16 protein-coding genes are annotated in these 17,688 nt (G+C 72.1%); 9 read left to right on the forward strand and 7 right to left on the reverse strand.

From position 1 onward, the window contains the following. Window positions 1–4: 4 nt before the first annotated feature. On the forward strand, window positions 5–1,399 hold the full coding sequence (locus BLW14_RS14085) for an alpha,alpha-trehalose-phosphate synthase (UDP-forming) (RefSeq protein ID WP_093707631.1): 1,395 nt from the start codon (window positions 5–7) through the stop codon (window positions 1,397–1,399). On the opposite strand, the gene otsB is transcribed toward BLW14_RS14085, so the two are convergent. The 3 genes from otsB to BLW14_RS14100 all read right to left on the reverse strand — a co-directional run bounded on the left by otsB (window position 1,396) and on the right by BLW14_RS14100 (window position 3,937). Then, window positions 1,396–2,229: a trehalose-phosphatase gene (otsB, locus tag BLW14_RS14090; RefSeq protein WP_093707633.1), complete on the reverse strand. Its 834-nt coding sequence runs from the start codon at window positions 2,227–2,229 to the stop codon at window positions 1,396–1,398. The two genes, BLW14_RS14085 and otsB, sit on opposite strands and share 4 nt — an antisense overlap. A gap of 202 nt (window positions 2,230–2,431) precedes the next feature. Continuing rightward, a complete protein-coding gene (locus BLW14_RS14095) occupies window positions 2,432–2,692 on the reverse strand; it encodes a DUF3263 domain-containing protein (protein ID WP_093707635.1) in 261 nt (86 codons plus the stop codon). A 27-nt stretch (window positions 2,693–2,719) separates the two neighbouring features. After that, the gene (locus BLW14_RS14100; RefSeq protein WP_256332773.1) at window positions 2,720–3,937 is read right to left on the reverse strand and encodes an extracellular solute-binding protein; all 1,218 of its coding nucleotides are present in this window, start codon (window positions 3,935–3,937) and stop codon (window positions 2,720–2,722) included. A gap of 335 nt (window positions 3,938–4,272) precedes the next feature. Between BLW14_RS14100 and BLW14_RS14105 the strand changes: the two genes are divergently transcribed. From BLW14_RS14105 to BLW14_RS14125, 5 genes are all read left to right on the forward strand, one after another. Beyond that, on the forward strand, window positions 4,273–5,181 hold the full coding sequence (locus tag BLW14_RS14105) for an SIS domain-containing protein (RefSeq protein WP_093707639.1): 909 nt from the start codon (window positions 4,273–4,275) through the stop codon (window positions 5,179–5,181). Window positions 5,182–5,364: 183 nt separating this feature from the next. Then, entirely contained in the window at window positions 5,365–6,258 is an 894-nt protein-coding gene (locus BLW14_RS14110) for an ROK family protein (RefSeq protein WP_371128121.1), read from the forward strand. Then, on the forward strand, window positions 6,258–7,418 hold the full coding sequence (gene nagA, locus BLW14_RS14115; protein WP_093707643.1) for an N-acetylglucosamine-6-phosphate deacetylase: 1,161 nt from the start codon (window positions 6,258–6,260) through the stop codon (window positions 7,416–7,418). Before BLW14_RS14110 ends, nagA begins: the two co-directional genes overlap by 1 nt. Window positions 7,419–7,579: 161 nt before the next feature. Continuing rightward, entirely contained in the window at window positions 7,580–8,524 is a 945-nt protein-coding gene (locus BLW14_RS14120; protein WP_093707645.1) for a 1-phosphofructokinase family hexose kinase, read from the forward strand. Between the two features lie 90 nt (window positions 8,525–8,614). After that, window positions 8,615–9,466 (forward strand): class II fructose-bisphosphate aldolase, encoded by an 852-nt coding sequence (locus tag BLW14_RS14125; protein ID WP_093707647.1) that lies wholly within the window; start codon window positions 8,615–8,617, stop codon window positions 9,464–9,466. 67 nt (window positions 9,467–9,533) lie between these two features. On the opposite strand, the gene BLW14_RS14130 is transcribed toward BLW14_RS14125, so the two are convergent. Together BLW14_RS14130 and cdgB are read right to left on the reverse strand one after the other, a co-directional pair. Continuing rightward, window positions 9,534–10,526 (reverse strand): carbohydrate-binding protein, encoded by a 993-nt coding sequence (locus BLW14_RS14130; protein ID WP_093707649.1) that lies wholly within the window; start codon window positions 10,524–10,526, stop codon window positions 9,534–9,536. A gap of 143 nt (window positions 10,527–10,669) precedes the next feature. Then, window positions 10,670–12,295, reverse strand: a complete 1,626-nt coding sequence (gene cdgB, locus BLW14_RS14135) for a diguanylate cyclase CdgB (RefSeq protein ID WP_093707651.1) — start codon at window positions 12,293–12,295, stop codon at window positions 10,670–10,672. 315 nt (window positions 12,296–12,610) lie between these two features. Here cdgB and BLW14_RS14140 point away from each other — a divergent pair, with 315 nt between their 5' ends. Then, a complete protein-coding gene (locus tag BLW14_RS14140) occupies window positions 12,611–13,117 on the forward strand; it encodes a flavin reductase family protein (protein WP_093707653.1) in 507 nt (168 codons plus the stop codon). Window positions 13,118–13,131: 14 nt separating this feature from the next. On the opposite strand, the gene arfB is transcribed toward BLW14_RS14140, so the two are convergent. Further along, entirely contained in the window at window positions 13,132–13,566 is a 435-nt protein-coding gene (gene arfB / locus BLW14_RS14145; protein WP_093707655.1) for an alternative ribosome rescue aminoacyl-tRNA hydrolase ArfB, read from the reverse strand. A gap of 169 nt (window positions 13,567–13,735) precedes the next feature. Between arfB and BLW14_RS14150 the strand changes: the two genes are divergently transcribed. Continuing rightward, window positions 13,736–14,311, forward strand: a complete 576-nt coding sequence (locus tag BLW14_RS14150) for a TerD family protein (RefSeq protein ID WP_018101589.1) — start codon at window positions 13,736–13,738, stop codon at window positions 14,309–14,311. 240 nt (window positions 14,312–14,551) lie between these two features. Then, entirely contained in the window at window positions 14,552–16,129 is a 1,578-nt protein-coding gene (locus tag BLW14_RS14155) for a M4 family metallopeptidase (RefSeq protein WP_093707657.1), read from the forward strand. Window positions 16,130–16,161: 32 nt separating this feature from the next. Here the strand turns inward: BLW14_RS14155 and BLW14_RS14160 are convergent, their stop codons facing one another. Next, complete coding sequence (locus tag BLW14_RS14160; RefSeq protein WP_093707659.1) at window positions 16,162–17,586, reverse strand: M1 family metallopeptidase; 1,425 nt, start codon at window positions 17,584–17,586, stop codon at window positions 16,162–16,164. Window positions 17,587–17,688 lie beyond the last annotated feature (102 nt).

Below are 17,688 nucleotides of genomic sequence, written 5' to 3' on the forward strand. Positions count from 1 at the left end.
GGCCATGGTCTCCGAGCACGCCCCCCACCAGCCCGCTGCCCAGGTCCTCGTCGCGTCCAACCGCGGCCCCGTGACGTACACACGGGGCGAGGACGGCTCCCTCGAAGCGAAACGGGGCGGGGGCGGACTCGTCTCCGGCCTCAGCGCCGTCGACGACAAGATGTGGGTCTGCGCCGCCCTCGGCGACGGCGACCGCGAGGCGGTGCGCCGCGGAGTCGGCGAGCCGGGCGTCCGGATGCTCGACATCGACGCCGAGACGCACGCCGACGCGTACAACGGCATCGCCAACTCCGTGCTGTGGTTCGTCCACCACATGCTGTACCAGACGCCCGTCGAGCCCGTCTTCGACGCGGAGTTCCGCAGGCAGTGGGCCTCCTTCGAGGCGTACAACCGGGCCTTCGCCGAGGCGCTCGCCGAGGAGGCGGGCGAGGGCGCGGCCGTCCTGGTGCAGGACTACCACCTCTCGCTCGTCCCCGGCATGCTCCGCGAACTCCGCCCCGACCTGCGGATCGGCCACTTCTCGCACACCCCGTGGGCGCCCGTCGACTACTTCCGGCTGCTCCCCGACGACATCGCCGAGCAGCTGCTGCGCGGCATCCTCGGCGCCGACCGCGCCGCCTTCCTGACCCGCCGCTGGGCGGACGCCTTCATCGGCTGCTGTACGGAGATCCTGGGCGGCACCGGCCGCACCCGCATCGGCGTCCACGGCCTGGGGGCCGACGCCGGATTCCTGCGCCGCCGCGCGCACGAGGCGGACGTGGACGAGCGGATGGCGGCCCTGCGCGAGCAGATCGGGCCCGACCGGAAGACCGTCGTCCGGGTCGACCGCACGGAGCTGTCCAAGAACATCGTCCGGGGCCTGCACGCCTACCGCGCCCTGCTCGACGAGCGGCCCGAGTGGCGCGAGCGCGTCGTGCACGTGGCGTTCGCCTACCCCTCGCGGCAGGACCTCGCGGTCTACCGGGAGTACACCGCGGAGGTCCAGCAGGTCGCCGACGCGATCAACAAGACGTACGGCACGGACTCCTGGACCCCGGTCGTCCTCCACGTCAAGGACGACTTCGCCCGCTCGCTCGCCGCGTACCGGCTGGCCGACGTGGCCCTCGTCAACCCCATCCGGGACGGCATGAACCTGGTCGCCAAGGAGGTCCCGGTCGTCTCCGACGAGGGCTGCGCGCTGGTCCTGTCGCGGGAGGCCGGTGCGTACGAGGAGCTGGGCGAGCACGCGTTCACGGTCAACCCGTACGACGTCTCCGCCACCGCCGACGCGCTCCACGAGGCGCTGACGCTCCCGGACGACGTGCGCGCCGCCCGCTCGGAGCGCCTGGCCGACGCGGCGACCGCGCTGCCGCCGCAGCAGTGGTTCCTGGACCAGCTGGAGGCGCTGCGCGCGGGTTAGGGCCCGTCCGGCAGCCGCGCGGCCAGGTCGCGGAGGTACTCGACGACCGCGCCCGGACCGGGCAGGGCCAGGTCGGCGCGGCCGGCCAGCTCGGGCACCTCGGCACTGCCGCTGCAGACGAGCAGCCCGGGAACGGGGTCCTCGTCCCGCGTCCGGAGCTTCTCCACGGCGGCGTACGCGGCGAGGTCGCCCAGGTCGTCGCCCGCGTACAGCACGGAGGTGGCGCCGATCTCGCGCACGTACTCGGTGAGCGCGACGCCCTTGTCCATGCCCGGGGGCCGCAGCTCCAGGACCAGGCGCCCCGGTTCGACGATCAGCCCGTGCTCGGCGGCCAGCTCGCCCAGCGGCCCGCGCAGCGCGTCGAACGTGGCCTGCGGGTCGGCGGCGCGGCGGGTGTGCACGGCGAGGGCGCGGCCCTTGTCCTCGGTCCAGGTCTCGGACTCCGCCAGTACGTCGGGGAGTTCGGCGCGCACGGCCGCGACGCCCGGGTGCGGGGCGGGGGTGTGCACGGTCCCGGTGGCGGCGTCCCAGCGCTCTGCCCCGTAGTGCCCGAGGACGACGAGGTGGTCGAGCCCCTCGACCCCCGCGAACCCGCCGTACCGCACGGCGACCTCGGCGGGCCGCCCGGTGATCACCGCCACGGACCGGACCTTCGGCGCGAGGGCGGCGAGCGCCTCCACGGCACCGGGGTGCGCCCTGGCCTGCTCGGGGTCCGGCACGATGTCCGCGAGCGTGCCGTCGAAGTCGAGCGCGACGAGGGCCTCGGCCGGGCGGGCGAGGATGGCGTCGAGGCCGTGGTGGCCGGCGGGGGTGTGCGGATGGGTACCCATACGGACGAGCGTATCCGCCCCCGGGCCCACCGCCACGGGGGCTCCGCCCCCGGACCCCCGCTGCTCAATCGCCGCAGAGGCTGGAGGTGGCTGCCGCCCTCCCGGGGCTCCGCCCCGCACCCCGCTGCTCAATCGCCGCAGGGGCTTGATCTCGCTTCCGCCGGCGCTTGAGGCGCGGGGTGCGGGGCGGCGCCCCGGGGGCCTAGCGTCGGCCTCGTCGCGCATCGCGCACGCGCCGCAGCCGGTTCACCGTCACCGGGTCCTCCTCCAGGGCCCGCCGGTCGTCCAGGAGGGCGTTCAGGAGCTGGTAGTACCGGGTCGGCGAGAGGCCGAGCCGTTCTCGGATCGCCCGCTCCTTCGCCCCCGGCCCCGCCCACGACTGCCGCTCGACCGCCAGCACCGCGCGGTCGCGGTCGGACAGCGGGGCGGGGTCGGCGGGGCCGTTCGGGGGATGGGCGGTCATATCAGCCAATATATGGCGCGGCACTGACTACTCCGCGGCCTCCGCCGCGGTCGCCTCCCGCGATATGCGACCGAGCACGGTCTCCGGGCTCGACCCCGGCTCCACCGCCTGGCCGATGTTCTCCTTGATCGACTCGCTCGCCGCGGCCCAGGACGTCTTGCCGAACGGGTAGAACGCGGACTCCGGCAGCGCCTCCAGGAACTTGTGCAGCGGCTTGTACTTGGCGTCGTCCTCCATCGCCGCCGACGCGCTGTCCGTGACCGGCAGCAGGTCGTACATGTCGGCGAACTCGATGACGTTCTTGTCGTTGAACAGGAAGTTGAAGAACTTGCCTATCTGGGCCCGGTGGCCGTTCTGCTTGAAGCCCATGATCCAGTCGGCGACACCCATCGACCCCTGGGTGGGGCCCTTCTCGCCGGGCAGCGGGACCATGCCGACCTCGACGCCCTTCTTCTCGGCCTCCTCCATCAGCGTGGGGTGGCCGTTGAGCATGCCGACCTGGCCCTTGGTGAACGCCTCGAAGGCCTTCGCCCGGTTCAGCTTGCCGGGCGCGACGGGGCCGACGAGTCCCTTCTCGACGAGATTCGTCTTCAGCCAGTTGAACGTCTTGACGTTGTCCTCGGACTCGATGTTGTACGAGCCGACCTCGTCGGTGTAGCCGCCGCCACCGCTGAGCATCCACATCAGGGTCTCGGCCTGGGACTCCTCGGGGCCGAGCGGCAGCGCGAAGGGGTACGTCACCCCGTGCTGCTTGAGCGCGGCGGCGTCGGAGGCGATGTCGCTCCAGGTGCGGGGTGCCTGGAGGCCGGCCTGACTGAAGAACTTCTTGTTGTAGAAGAGCAGCCGGGTGCTGGCGACGAACGGCAGCCCGTACTGGATGCGGTTGACCCGCCCCGCGTCGACGAGCTTCGGCAGGAAGTTGGCCTGGGTGGGGATGCTGAGCATCTCGTCGGCGGAGTAGAGCTTCCCGGCCTTGGCGTAGTCCGCGTAGGCGCCGATCTGCGCGATGTCGGGGGCCTTGCCGTCCTTGACCATCTTGGCGACCTCGCGGTCGATGTCGGTCCAGGGCAGGACGGTGACGTCGACCTTGATCCCGGGGTGGGACGCCTCGAAGCTCCGGGCGACTCCGTCCCAGTACTTGTCGGACTTGTTCGCCTCGCCGGTGCCGTAGTCGGCCGCGACGACCGTCAGCGTGACGTCGCCCGAGCCGCCGTCGCTGCCACAGCCCGACAGCGTGGCCGTCATTCCCATCACGGCGACAGCCGCCGTCAGTCCCAAGTAACGCCGCTGCACAGCTCAGTCCGTCCTCGTCGATTGCATCGCCCGCGGCTCCCGCGTGCGCGCGGGGCCCTCCGGGTGAGCTGCGATTTTCCCCGGCACCGGCGTAGAGGTCTACACCATGGAGGTATCGCTTCCACAACGCAGCAGCATTGCACGGGCCGTGCGGCGGCTGCTAAGTAGGTCTCGACATACGAGCCCTATTGGTCCAGACCTTTCCTCAACTCCGGCCCGCCCCTTGGCCCGTGCGCCCCGCCTCCCGCCCAGTCGTCCCGACCGCTCACCGCAAGGAGCCGTTCCGCATGTCGCGCACCGCAACCGAAATTGCCACCCAGCCCAGTTGCTGGCGGCGTGCCGCGCAGGCGGGCGCGGAGTTCGAGGGCCTGCCGAGACCGGGCGAACGCGTCGCCGTCACCGGCTGCGGCACCTCGTGGTTCATGGCCATCGCCTACGCGGCACTGCGGGAGGCCGCGGGCCAGGGCGAGACGAACGCGTACGCCTCATCGGAGTTCCCGGTGGGCCGCCCGTACGACCGGGTGGTGGCGATCACCCGGTCCGGTACGACGAGCGAGGTGCTGGCACTCCTGGGCGGGCTGCGCGGGAAGACCGCCACCGTCGCGCTGACCGGCGATCCGAGGACACCGGTCATGGAGGCCGCCGACGCGGTCGCCGTGCTCGACTGGGCGGACGAGGAGTCGGTGGTCCAGACCCGGTTCGCCACCACCGCGCTGGCCTTCCTGCGCGCGGGCCTGGAGGCGGCCGGCCCGCTTCCGGCGGGCGTGAAGACGGTCGCCGAGGCGGCGGTGGACGCGGAGCTGGCGGTGACCGAGCCGCTGGACGAGGCGGTGGTCGCGGCCGAGCAGTGGACGTTCCTGGGGCGCGGCTGGACCTACGGGCTGGCCCAGGAGGCCGGGCTGAAGATGCGCGAGGCGGCGGGCGCCTGGACCGAGTCGTACCCGGCGATGGAGTACCGCCACGGCCCGATCGCGATCACCGGGCCGAACCGGGTCGCCTGGGTCTTCGGCGCCCTGCCCGAGGGGCTGGCCGGCGAGGTGGCGGCCGTCGGCGGGACGCTGGTCGCGCACCGCTCGGCGGACCCGATGGCCGACCTGATCCGCGCGCAGCGGCTCGCGGTGGTGCTGGCCGAGTCCAAGGGGTACGACCCGGACCACCCCCGCAACCTCTCGCGCAGCGTGATCCTGCCGGAGTAGGGCCGCCGGAGCAGACCCGCCGGGGGACGGTTCTCGACAATCCGGGACCGTTCCCCGTAACCGGTACCGGGATTTTGTATGGATGCGCAACAAACAGCGATAGTGGACTAGACCTTTTGGGTCCCTCGGGCGAAACTGTTTCCCGTGAAACACGTCATCGCCCTCGATGTGGGCGGCACCGGAATGAAGGCCGCACTGGTCGGGGCCGACGGCGCCCTGCTCCACGAGGCACGGCGCGCGACCGGCAGGGAGCGCGGCCCCGAAGCCGTCGTGGAGTCGATCCTGACCTTCGCCGCCGACCTGCGCGCGTACGGCGAGGAGCACTTCGGCGAGAGCGCCGTCGCGGCCGGAGTCGCGGTGCCCGGCATCGTCGATGCCGACAAGGGGATCGCCGTCTACGCGGCGAACCTGGGCTGGCGCGACGTACCCATGCGGCAGCTGCTCGGCGAACGCCTCGGCGGCGTGCCCGTGGCGCTCGGCCACGACGTCCGCACCGGCGGCCTCGCCGAGGGCCGGATCGGCGCGGGCAAGGGCGCCGACCGCTTTCTCTTCATCCCGCTCGGCACCGGCATCGCCGGAGCCATCGGCATCGCCGGAGCCATCGAGGAGGGCGCCCACGGCTACGCGGGCGAGATCGGGCACATCGTCATCCGCCCGGACGGCCCCGACTGCGGCTGCGGCCAGCGCGGCTGCCTGGAGACCCTGGCCTCCGCCTCAGCCGTCAGCCGCGCCTGGGCCGCCGCTTCGGGCGCCCCGGACGCGGACGCCGCCGACTGCGCCAAGGCCGTCGAATCGGGCGACCCGAAGGCGATCGAGGTCTGGCAGAACGCCGTGGACGCGCTCGCCGCCGGGCTCGTCACCGCGCTCACCCTGCTGGACCCGCGCACGCTCATCATCGGTGGCGGGCTCGCCGAGGCCGGGGAAACCTTGTTCACACCACTCCGTGCGGCCGTCGAGGAACGCGTCACGTTCCAGAAGCTGCCCCACATCGTCCCGGCGGCCCTCGGGGACACCGCCGGATGCCTGGGCGCAGGGCTGCTCGCCTGGGATCTACTCTCCACGGAGGTATCCGCCTGATGGCCGGACGCGCAGACAGCACCGTTCTCGCAGGGGCCCGGGTGGTACTGCCCACCGGCACCGTCGAGGACGGCCGGGTGACCGTCGAGGGCACCCGCATCGCCGGCGACGGGGCCGGGAACGCCCCGGTCGTGGACCTCTCCGGCCACTGGATCGTCCCCGGCTTCGTGGACATGCACAACCACGGCGGCGGCGGCGCGTCCTTCACCTCCGGCACCGTCGACGAGGTCCTCACCGGCATCCGCACCCACCGCGAGCACGGCACCACCACCCTGGTCGCCTCCACGGTCACCGGCGAGATGGACTTCCTCGCCGAGCGCGCCGGCATCCTCTCCGAGCTCGTCGAACAGGGCGACCTCGCCGGCATCCACTTCGAGGGCCCCTTCATCTCCCCCTGCCGCAAGGGCGCCCACAGCGAGGCCCTGCTGCGCCACCCGGACCCGGCCGAGGTCCGCAAGCTGATGGACGCGGCGCGCGGCACCGCGAAGATGTTCACCCTCGCCACCGAGCTGCCCGGCGGCATCGACTCCGTACGGCTGCTCGCCGAGCACGGCGTCATCGCGGCCATCGGCCACACCGACGCCACGTACGAGCAGACCGTCGAGGCGATCGACGCCGGTGCCACCGTCGCCACGCACCTCTACAACGCGATGCCGGCCATCGGCCACCGCGCGCCCGGCCCGATCGCCGCCCTCCTGGAGGACGAGCGCGTCACCGTCGAGCTGATCAACGACGGCACGCACCTGCACCCGGCCGCCCTCGAACTGGCCTACCACCACGCCGGCGCCGACCGCGTCGCCCTGATCACCGACGCCATGGACGCGGCCGGCTTCGGCGACGGCCGCTACCAGCTCGGCCCGCTCGCCGTGAACGTCGAGAACGGCGTCGCACGCCTCGTCGAGGGCAACTCCATCGCGGGCTCCACGCTCACCCTGGACACCGCTTTCCACCGCGCCGTGACCATCGACCGCATCCCCATCGAGGACGTGGTCCGCTCCATCTCCGCCAACCCGGCCCGCCTCCTCGGCGTGGACGACCGGGTCGGCTCGCTGGAGCCCGGCAAGGACGCCGACCTGGTCGTCCTCGACGCGGACTTCCGGCTCAAGGGCGTCATGCGCAAGGGCGAGTGGATCGTCCGGCCCGAGGCCGCGGCCGACTGAGGCTCCGCGCGGCGGCAACGTAACGAAGAGACGGCGGTTGGCCCCGGGGTCTGGGCCGACCGCCCCCTCTTTGGCATGATCGCCTGGGAAACCAGCACGGAAAGCGCGTTCCGGCAAGGAATCAGCGCTCAGCACGGATCGAAAGCGAAGGGGCGGCCGCGGTGATCCTCACGGTCACGCTGAACACGGCACTCGACCTGACGTACGGCGTCCCCGCCCTCGTACCGCACTCCAGCCATCGGGTCACCGATCTCTCCGAGCGCCCCGGCGGCAAGGGCCTCAACGTCGCCCGCGTCCTCACCGCCCTCGGCCACGACACCGTCGTCACCGGCTTCGCCGGCGGCGCCACCGGGGCCGTCCTGCGCGACCTGCTCGCCGCGCTGCCCCGGCAGAAGGGCGCCCTCACCGACGCGCTCGTCCCCGTCGCCGGCGACACCCGCCGCACCCTCGCGGTCGTCGACGCGGCCACCGGCGACACCACCCAGTTCAACGAACCCGGACCGCACGTCGGCGCCGACGAGTGGAACGCCTTCCTCGACGCGTACGCCGGCCTGCTGGAGACCGCCGACGCCGTCGCCCTGTGCGGCAGCCTCCCGCCCGGCATCCACGTCGGCGCGTACGGCGAACTCGTCCGGCTCGCCCGCACCGCCGGCGTCCCCGTCCTCCTGGACACCAGCGGCGAACCGCTGCGCCGGGGCATCGCCGCCCGCCCCGACCTGATCAAGCCGAACGCCGACGAGCTCGCCCAGCTCACCGGCTCCCGCGAGCCCCTGCGCGCCACCCGCGACGCCCGCCGCCGCGGCGCCCACGGCGTCATCGCCTCGCTCGGCCCGGACGGCATGCTCGCCGTCACCCCGGACGGCATCTGGCAGGCCTCGCCGCCCGCCGCCGTCAAGGGCAACCCGACCGGAGCGGGCGACTCGGCGGTGGCCGGCCTGATCTCCGGGCTCGTGGAGTCCCTGAGCTGGCCGGACCGGCTGCGCCGGGCGGTGGCACTGTCGACGGCGACCGTGCTGGCCCCCACCGCGGGCGACTTCGACCGCACGGCGTACGAGGAGCTGCTGCCGCGCGTGGCCGTCGAGGAACAAGGACCAGGAGCGGCCTGAGGGCCGCACCCGCAAGGGGACGGCCCGCACGCCGCCCCCGCCCCGCACCGGGCCCGCCCGCCGGACCCGGGGAAACAACAGAGGTCAGCAATGCCGCTCGTCAGCACCGGTGAACTCGTCTCCGCGGCCCAGGCCCGAGGGCGCGGGATCGCCGCCTTCAACGTCATCACGCTGGAACACGCGGAGGCCATCGCCACCGGCGCCGAACGCGCCGGCGCCCCCGCCATCCTCCAGATCTCCGAGAACGCCGTGAAGTTCCACGGCGGCCGGCTCACCGCCATCGCCGCCGCGGCCGCCGCCGTCGCCCGCACGTCCAACGCCCCGCTCGCCCTGCACCTCGACCACGTCGAGTCCGTGGACCTGCTCCACCGGGCCCACGACGAAGGCTTCGGCTCCGTCATGTTCGACGCCTCCAAGCTCACGTACGAGGACAACGTCCGGGCCACCGCCGAGGCCGTCGCCTGGGGTCACGAGCGCGGCATCTGGATCGAGGCCGAACTCGGCAAGGTCGGCGGCAAGGAGGGCGAGGCCCCGCTCGACGCCCACGCCCCCGGCGTCCGCACCGACCCGGACGAGGCCGCCGCGTACGTCGCCGCCACCGGTGTGGACGCCCTCGCCGTCGCCGTCGGCTCCTCGCACGCCATGACCGAGCGCACCGCCGCCCTCGACCACGCTCTGATCGGCCGGCTGCGCGACGCCGTCCCCGTCCCGCTCGTCCTGCACGGCTCCAGCGGTGTCCCGGACGAGGAGATCCGCCAGGCCGTCGCCGCCTCCGGCATGGTCAAGATCAACGTCGGCACCGCCCTGAACACCGCGTTCACCGGAGCCGTCCGCGCCCACCTCGCCGAAAACACCACGGGCGTCGACCCCCGCAAGTACATCGCCCCCGGCCGCGAGGCCATGGCCGCCACGGTGGCCGGCTTCCTCGCCCTGATGGGCTGAGCGCACCCGGGAAACGCACCGGCCCCCTCGCCCGTAGGCGAGGGGGCCGCAATGCGTGAGGCGCCGGTCAGCGGGTCTGGTGACCGGCCTTCAGCGACAGCTGGTCCAAATTGGCGTCGCACTGATCGCCCTCGTTGCACGAGATCTTCAGCGTGTTCGCGCCCTTGACGAGGTTGACGTAGGCGTACGTCGTCGTCCAGCCCTTCTCCAGATCGCCCTCGGGGGCCTTCGCGAAGTTGTTCATGTTGATGTCGCGCGGGTCCTCGGAGTTGACCGTCAGGGACGTCTTCGCGTCCTTGCCCGGCACGCCGTACGTCACGAACAGCGTGTACTCGCCGTCCTCCGGCACCTCCACCGACCAGGTCGCCGAACGGCCCACCTCGTTGAGGTTGATGTACTGCCCGTTCGCGCTCTTGGCGCCCTTCACGGAGTTGTCCAGCTGCGCCGTCCCGCCCAGCTGGAGCGAGGCCGCGTCCTGCTTCGGCAGCTCCACCGGGGGCGAGGAGGACGGAGACTTCTCCGGGGTCGGGGACTCCTCGACCTTCGAGCCGGGCCCCTCCGAGGACGTCGCCTCGGCCTTCTTGTCCTTGTCGCCGTCATCCGTCAGCAGCGCCGCGCCGATGCCGATGAGCACCACCGCGACCACCGCGACCGCGGCGATCAGCAGGCCCTTGGTGTTCGGACCGCCCCGGCCGGAACCGCCCGCACCGCCGCGCACACCCTGCTGCGGCACCTGCGAGGTGGCCGCGCCGCCGGGATACGTCTCCGGGGCGGCGTACTGCGGGCTGGGCTGACCGTACTGGCCGCCCTGCTGGCCCTGGGGCGCCTGCGGCGGGTACCCGTACGCCTGCTGCTGCGGCACCTGCTGCCCGTACTGGCGCTCGCCGACGGTCCGCACCTGGTTGTACGAGGTCCGGGGCACACCCGGCTGGGAGGCGGGTCCCGGGTAGCCGTAGCCGCCCTGTCCCGGCGGCTGCGCACCGGCCGCCTGCCCGTCCGCGTAGAGGTAGCCGAACGGATCGTCGTCCTCGGGTGTGCTCGCGCCGTTGTTCCCGGCCATCCCTGGGTCACTCCTCACCATGTCGCCGGCCGTCGCCGAATAGCGCCGGCCGTCGCCGACCGGCCGAGCCTACCTCGAATGGACGATGTCAAGAATTGACGCGGCCCCGGGCGGGAACCCGGACGGGGCCGCGCGGAGGAACGTCAGCCGGCCCTGCGGTGAACCTTCGACCGCGACCGCTTCTCGATGTACATCCGCTGGTCGGCGGAGCGCAGCACCTCTTCCGCGGTCATCCCGCACGCCGCCCAGCCGATCCCGAAACTCGCCCCGACCCGCACCGCGCGCCCATCCACCCGGATCGGCGGAATGATGGCGTTCCGCAGGCGAACGGCCAGGTCAGCCGCGTCCGCCGCGCCCAGCCCGTCCGCGAGGACGACGAATTCGTCACCCCCGAGCCGGGCGACGGTGTCCCCGTCCCGCACACACGTGGTGAGCCGGCGCGCCACCTCGATGAGAACCGCGTCACCCGTGTGGTGCCCGAAGCGGTCGTTGATCGACTTGAAGCCGTCCAGGTCGCAGAAGAGGACCGCCAGCCCCTTCGCCCCGTCGTCCCGCGATGTGTCCGGCGCCACGGCGTGCACATGGTGGTCGAACGGGTGGGCGCCCGGGTCCGGCAGGTAGTGCCCCCGGGTGTCGTCCCCGTACGCCGCGTCCAGCGCCTCCACGTCCGTGGTCGCCGCCGCGTCCGGCCGGGCGCACAGCCGGGCGCCGAGGCGGGCCCGCAGCTCCGCGCTGTTGGGCAGCCCGGTGAGCGCGTCGTGCGAGGCGCGGTGCGCGAGGTTCAGCTCGTGGCGCTTGCGCTCCTCGATGTCCTCGACGTGTGTCAGCAGGAACCGCGGCCCGTCCGCGGTGTCCGCGACGACGGAGTTGCGCAGCGACACCCACAGGTACGAGCCGTCCCGGCGGCCCAGGCGCAGCTCGGCCCGGCCGCCCTCGGCGGAGGTACGGAGCAGGGTGCCGATGTCCTCGGGGTGGACCAGGTCCGCGAAGGAGTAGCGGCGCAGCACCGAGGCGGGGCGGCCGAGCAGCCGGCACAGCGCGTCGTTGGTCCGCAGCAGCCGCCCCTGCTGGTCGCCGCCCAGCTCGGCGATGGCCATGCCGCTGGGGGCGTACTCGAAGGCCTGGCGGAAGGATTCCTCACTGGCCCGGAGCGCCTGCTGCTCGCGCTCGAGCCGGACCAGGGCCCGCTGCATGTTGGCCCGGAGCCTGGCGTTGCTGATCGCGATGGCGGACTGCGAGGCGTACATGTGGAGCGCCTCGCGGCCCCAGGCGCCCGGGCGGCGTCCGTTGCGCGGCCGGTCGACGGATATGACGCCCAGGAGGTCCGAGCCGCCGCCGGAGGCGTACATCGGGGCGTAGAGCCGGTCCTGCGGGTGCCACTCGTCCTCGAAGCGGGGCTCGGGGCCCTCGGTGTGCCACTGCGGTACGTCGTCGTCGAGGAGGACCCAGCCCTCGGTGTGCGGTATGAACCGCAGCCCGTCCCACGCCTGGCCCATGGCGAGCCGGCGCTCCCAGGACCCGCGGGAGCCGACCCGGCCGGTGATCAGGGCCTCGGCGGCGTGGTTCCCCGCCAAGGAGGCGACGACGAGATCGCCGTCGGGGCGGACGAGGTTGACGCAGGCGAGCTCGTACCCGAGGTTGGCGACGATCCCGTCGGCCACGGTCTGAAGGGTGTCGGCCAGGCTCCGTGCCGTGTTGAGGTCGGCGACGGCCTGGTGCAGCTGCCGCATCGTCGCGAGACGGACGTAGGGCTCCGACTCGGCGTCCATCGCTCGCACTCCCCGAGACCTCGACAGCACTCCAGAATTCATATCGACGTACGTGACGTACTTACTGCAGTGTCACGGCAACTGAATCACAGCGAGCTGTGCACCCGGTACACAGGGTCAACAAATATTGCACTCTGTGACTCAAGTCACAGCCGAGCCGGGTGTGATCGGAGCAGGTCAGCGCGCCGGTGGTCCTAGGACCCGGCTGGTCCCCTGGCCCGATGCGGGGGCGCGGGGCGCGCGGCTAGCGTTCTCGGTGTGTTGCAGACGAAGCCCCCCACACCACGTACCGAGCCCGTCCCCCATGCTGAGGGGGTGAGCAACGAAGAGTTCCGGGCCGCGCTGTCCCGGCTGGCGGCCGGCGTGGTTCTGGTCACGGCCCAGGAGCCGCCGCTCGACGAGGGCGGCCGCGGCGAGGACGTCGGGATGACCGCGACCGCCTTCATGTCGGTGTCCCTGGACCCGCCGCTGGTCATGGTGAGCCTGCGCAACGACTCCCGGATGGACGACCTGCTGGCGGAGCAGCCGCTGTGGGCGGTGTCCGTGCTGGCGGAGAGCCAGCGGCACATCGCCGGCCGGTTCGCCATGAAGGGCCGGATCAGCGACCGGCTGCTCTTCGAGGACATCCCGTACGTACGCGGCGAGGTCACCGGCGCCCCGCTGGCGGGCGGCGCGCTGGCGACGCTGGAGTGCCGCACGGAGCAGCGGGTGGTCGCGGGGGACCACACGCTGGTGATCGGCCGGGTGCTGAGCGCCCACGTCCCGAGCGGGGAGGGCGGGCCGCTGACGTACTTCCGGGGGAAGTACCGGCAGCTGGGCTGAGCGCCGGGACCGCTCTACCAGTCGCGGCCCGAGCGGCCCCGCTTGGTGTCGCCGCGCTGCTTCTTCTCCCGCAGCCGGCGTTCGTTGATGCCGCGGGGCACCTTCCGCTTCACGCGCGGCCTGGGCGGCGGCGCGGAGGCCTCCGCCAGCAGGGCCGCGAGGCGTACGGCGGCCGTCTCGCGGTTGCGCCACTGGGAGCGGTGCTCGGAGGAGCGGACCGCGAGCACGCCGTCGGTGAGCCGGCCGGCCAGCCGCTCCAGCGCGCGCTCCTTCCACACCTCGGGCAGCGCCTCGGTGGCCGCGAGGTCGAAGCGCAGCTCCACCTGGGAGTCGCTGGTGTTGACGTGCTGCCCGCCGGGCCCGGAGGACCGCGAGAAACGCCACATCAGCTCGGCCTCCGGCAGGGAGACCGAACCGCGGATGACATAGGGCCCGGACATGACACCCATGTTCCCCGCCCCACCAGGTGTTCGTCACTTCTTTTTGCCGTGCCCCGGCCCCTCTTCGGCAAAGAAAGTAAAGGCGGGCGGAACCTCCTGGTCCCCTGTCGGCGTTATGACCTGTGACGGTAGCTTCGTGACCGCGAAGCCCGCACCCGACAGATGAAAGGGACTTCCCATGGCAGTAAGCCTGTCCAAGGGCGGCAACGTCTCCCTCACCAAGGAGGCCCCCGGCCTCACCGCCGTCACGGTCGGCCTCGGCTGGGACGTCCGTACCACCACCGGCACCGACTTCGACCTCGACGCCTCGGCGATCGCGGTCAACGCGGGCGGCAAGGTCTACTCCGACGGCCACTTCGTCTTCTTCAACAACAAGGCGACGCCGGACCAGACCATCGTGCACACCGGTGACAACCTCACGGGTGCGGGCGAGGGCGACGACGAGCAGATCAACGTCAACCTGGCGGGTCTGCCGGCCGACGTCGACAAGATCGTCTTCCCGGTCTCGATCTACGACGCCGAGACCCGCAGCCAGAACTTCGGCCAGGTGCGGAACGCCTACATCCGCATCCTCAACCAGGCCGGCGGCGCCGAGATCGCCCGCTACGACCTGAGCGAGGACGCCGCCACCGAGACCGCCATGGTCTTCGGCGAGCTGTACCGCAACGGCGCCGACTGGAAGTTCCGCGCCGTGGGCCAGGGCTACGCCTCCGGCCTGCGCGGCATCGCCCAGGACTTCGGCGTCACCCTCTGACGCCCAGCAAGCCCTTACGAGGAGCCCCCGGCCGAACGTCCTGCGGCCGGGGGCTCCCGTATGTCCGCACACCCGGTCAAGGCCGGTCGGAGCCCGCCGGATAGCGGACATGACAGAGCCTCAGTCGGACAAGAACTGGTCAAGGAAATGTGAGGTAATTGTTCGTACACCGTCAATGACGGTCATCCAGTGGCAAGCTCCCCGCTCGTAACCCCCCACGGAACGAGCAACGGAGTTTGTATGACCCCCCACATGAACACCCGTCGCGCCGCAGCCCTGGCCGCCGTGGCCGCGATGGTCGTCGTCGGAGTGCAGACCGGTGCGGCGAACGCCCGCCCCGTCGCCACCGACGGCTCCCCCTCCGTCTCCGCCGCCACCCCGGCGTTCAGCAGCGCCTCCGCCCGTACCGCCGCCATCAAGTCCGCCCAGGCGGACACCTCCTCGACCGCCGACGCGCTCAAGCTCGGCGGCAAGGAGAAGCTGATCGCCCGTGACGTGATCAAGGACGCGAACGGCACCGTCCACACCCGCTACGAGCGCACCTACGACGGCCTGCCCGTCCTCGGCGGCGACCTCGTCACGCACACCGCCGCCAACGGCAAGCTCAAGAGCGTCACCAAGGCGACCGGCGCCCGCATATCCGTGCCGTCCACCACGCCGAAGATCAAGACCGCGGCGAGCGCCCGCAAGGTGATCTGGGCCGGCGGCTCCACTCCCGTCCTCGCCCTGGAATCCGTGAAGACCGGCGTCCAGAAGGACGGCACCCCCAGCCGCAAGCGCGTCATCACCGACGCCACCACCGGCAAGGTCCTGCAGAGCTACGAGGAGATCGAGACCGCCGGCGTCGGCAACAGCCAGTACAGCGGCAAGGTCGACCTCACCACCACCGCGTCCGGCTCCGGCTTCGAGCTGACCGACGGCGACCGCGGCGGCCACAAGACGTACGACCTCAACCAGGGCGAGAGCGGCACCGGCGACCTCGTCACGGACGACGACGACACCTGGGGCGACGGCACCGGCAACGACCGCCAGACCGCCGCCGTCGACGCCCACTACGGCGCCGCGAAGACCTGGGACTTCTACAAGTCCGCCTTCGGCCGCGACGGCATCGCGGGCGACGGCAGGGCCGCGTACTCCCGGGTCCACTACGGCGACGCGTACGTCAACGCCTTCTGGGACGACAGCTGCTTCTGCATGACGTACGGCGACGGCGAGGACAACAAGAGCGCCCTCACCGCCCTGGACGTCGCCGGCCACGAGATGAGCCACGGCCTCACCTCGTCCACCGCCAACCTGAACTACTCCGGCGAGTCCGGCGGGCTCAACGAGGCCACCAGCGACATCCTCGGCACCTCCGTCGAGTTCTTCGCCGACAACTCCACCGACGTCGGCGACTACCTCATCGGCGAGAAGATCGACATCAACGGCGACGGCAGCCCGCTGCGCTACATGGACAAGCCCAGCAAGGACGGCGGCTCGGCCGACTCCTGGGACAGCGGCGTCGGCGACCTCGACGTCCACTACTCCTCGGGCGTCGCCAACCACTTCTTCTACCTGCTGTCCGAGGGCAGCGGCGCGAAGACCATCAACGGCGTCGACTACGACTCCCCGACCTCCGACGGCTCCACCGTCACCGGCATCGGCCGGGACAAGGCCGTCCAGATCTGGTACAAGGCCCTGTCCGAGTACATGACCTCCACCACCGACTACGCGGACGCCCGCACCGCCACCGAGAAGGCGGCGACCGACCTCTACGGCGCCGACAGCGCCGAGCTCAAGGCCGTCGACGCGGCCTGGAGCGGCGTCAACGTGAAGTAACCCCTCCGCGAGGAGCGAGAACCAGGAGCCGGTCAGCCGTCCGCGGCGGGCCGGCTCCTGCCGTACAGCCACGCCTTCCACAGGTCCGACAGATCCTGGCCCGTCTCCTCCTCCACGTACGCCGTGAAGTCGGCCGTCGACGCGTTGCGGTGCCGGTACTTCTTCGTCCAGCCCTTCAGCAGCGCGAAGAACTCCTCGTCGTCGTCCACCGCCTCACGGATCTTGTGGATGACCATCGCCCCGCGTCCGTACACCGGTTCGTCCGAGATCTCCGCGGCCGACGGCGGATCGGCGGGCGGGAACGCCCAGTTGTCCTCGTCCTCGTAGGCGCCCTCGAACGACTCCTCGGCCGGGGTGTCCTCCTTCTCCTCCCCCCACAGCCATCCCGCGTACGTCGCCAGGCCCTCGTTCAGCCACATGTCGCGCCAGCTCTCCGGCGTGACCGAGTCGCCGAACCACTGGTGCGCCATCTCGTGGACGAGCGTTCCGAGGTCCGGCGGGCCGGGGAAGACCGGCCGGTTCTGGGTCTCCAGCGCGTACCCGGCGTCGTCCTCGCGCTCCACGATCGCGCCCGTCGCGGAGAACGGATACGGACCGAAGTGCTCCGCCTCCCACGCCACGACCTCGGGGATCCGGGCGACCGTCCGCGCGCTCGCCTTCGCCACCTCGGGGTCCACCGCCGTGAACACCGTGATGCCACCGGCCGTCGTGGACGTCTTCGTCCCGAACTCCCCGATGGCCAGGGTCGCGAGGTAGCTCGCCATCGGCTCGGCGGTGTGCCAGCGGAAGGTGGTGCGGCCCCTCTCGGTGACCGGCTGACCCGCCATCACGCCGTTGGAAACCGCCGTGAGCCCCTTCGGGACGGTGACCGTCAGGTCGTACGCGGCCTTGTCGCTCGGGTGGTGGTTGCCCGGGAACCAGGCCATCGACCCGGTCGGCTCCCCCAGGGCCAGCGCCCCGTCGTCCGTCGGCAGCCAGCCCTCCTCGGACTCGTCCGGGTCCGTGATGGTCTTCGGCGATCCGGAGTAGTGGACGACCGTACGGAACGTCTCGCCCTTGCGCAGCCGGTCCTCGACCTTCGCATCCGTACGCAGCGTCAACTCGTCGCCCGCCCGGTTCACGGCGGCCGGACGCCCCTCCACGGTCGCCGAGTCCACCGTCAGCCCGGCCAGGTCCAGATTGAACGAGCTGAGATCCTGCGTGGCCCGCGCGGTGATCTCGGCGGTCCCGCGCAGCGTCTGCTCGTCCGGGTCGACGTCGAGCGTGAGGGCGTAGTGCGTGACGTCGTAGCCGCCGTTGCCCAGCTTCGGGAAGTACGGGTCGCGCACGCCGGCCGCCCCCGGCTTGCCCTCCACCCCGCCTGTGCAGGCGGGCGCGAGAAGCGCGAGGGCGAGCAGCGGGAGGGTGGCGCGGGCCGCCCTGGGGGCCCTGCGACGTGCGGGGGTTCGGTGATCCACACCGATGATCCTATGTGCGGAATGTCGCAATCCGGAGGTACGTGGGCTCCGGCGGCGGTCGTTCGGCGCGCGGGCTCCGGGCGGCGACCGTCGCACAGCGTC

The organism is Streptomyces sp. 2131.1, from assembly GCF_900105515.1.
Lineage (GTDB): Bacteria > Actinomycetota > Actinomycetes > Streptomycetales > Streptomycetaceae > Streptomyces > Streptomyces drozdowiczii.

Bases quoted from the DNA above. Each gene is read 5' to 3' on its own strand.
- BLW14_RS14085 (WP_093707631.1), top strand. From the start codon at position 5: ATGGTCTCCGAGCACGCCCCCCACCAGCCCGCTGCCCAGGTCCTCGTC.
- otsB (WP_093707633.1), bottom strand. From the start codon at position 2,229: ATGGGTACCCATCCGCACACCCCCGCCGGCCACCACGGCCTCGACGCC.
- BLW14_RS14095 (WP_093707635.1), bottom strand. From the start codon at position 2,692: ATGACCGCCCATCCCCCGAACGGCCCCGCCGACCCCGCCCCGCTGTCC.
- BLW14_RS14100 (WP_256332773.1), bottom strand. From the start codon at position 3,937: ATGACGGCCACGCTGTCGGGCTGTGGCAGCGACGGCGGCTCGGGCGAC.
- BLW14_RS14105 (WP_093707639.1), top strand. From the start codon at position 4,273: ATGTCGCGCACCGCAACCGAAATTGCCACCCAGCCCAGTTGCTGGCGG.
- BLW14_RS14110 (WP_371128121.1), top strand. From the start codon at position 5,365: ATGAAGGCCGCACTGGTCGGGGCCGACGGCGCCCTGCTCCACGAGGCA.
- nagA (WP_093707643.1), top strand. From the start codon at position 6,258: ATGGCCGGACGCGCAGACAGCACCGTTCTCGCAGGGGCCCGGGTGGTA.
- BLW14_RS14125 (WP_093707647.1), top strand. From the start codon at position 8,615: ATGCCGCTCGTCAGCACCGGTGAACTCGTCTCCGCGGCCCAGGCCCGA.
- BLW14_RS14130 (WP_093707649.1), bottom strand. From the start codon at position 10,526: ATGGCCGGGAACAACGGCGCGAGCACACCCGAGGACGACGATCCGTTC.
- cdgB (WP_093707651.1), bottom strand. From the start codon at position 12,295: ATGGACGCCGAGTCGGAGCCCTACGTCCGTCTCGCGACGATGCGGCAG.
- arfB (WP_093707655.1), bottom strand. From the start codon at position 13,566: ATGGGTGTCATGTCCGGGCCCTATGTCATCCGCGGTTCGGTCTCCCTG.
- BLW14_RS14150 (WP_018101589.1), top strand. From the start codon at position 13,736: ATGGCAGTAAGCCTGTCCAAGGGCGGCAACGTCTCCCTCACCAAGGAG.
- BLW14_RS14155 (WP_093707657.1), top strand. From the start codon at position 14,552: ATGACCCCCCACATGAACACCCGTCGCGCCGCAGCCCTGGCCGCCGTG.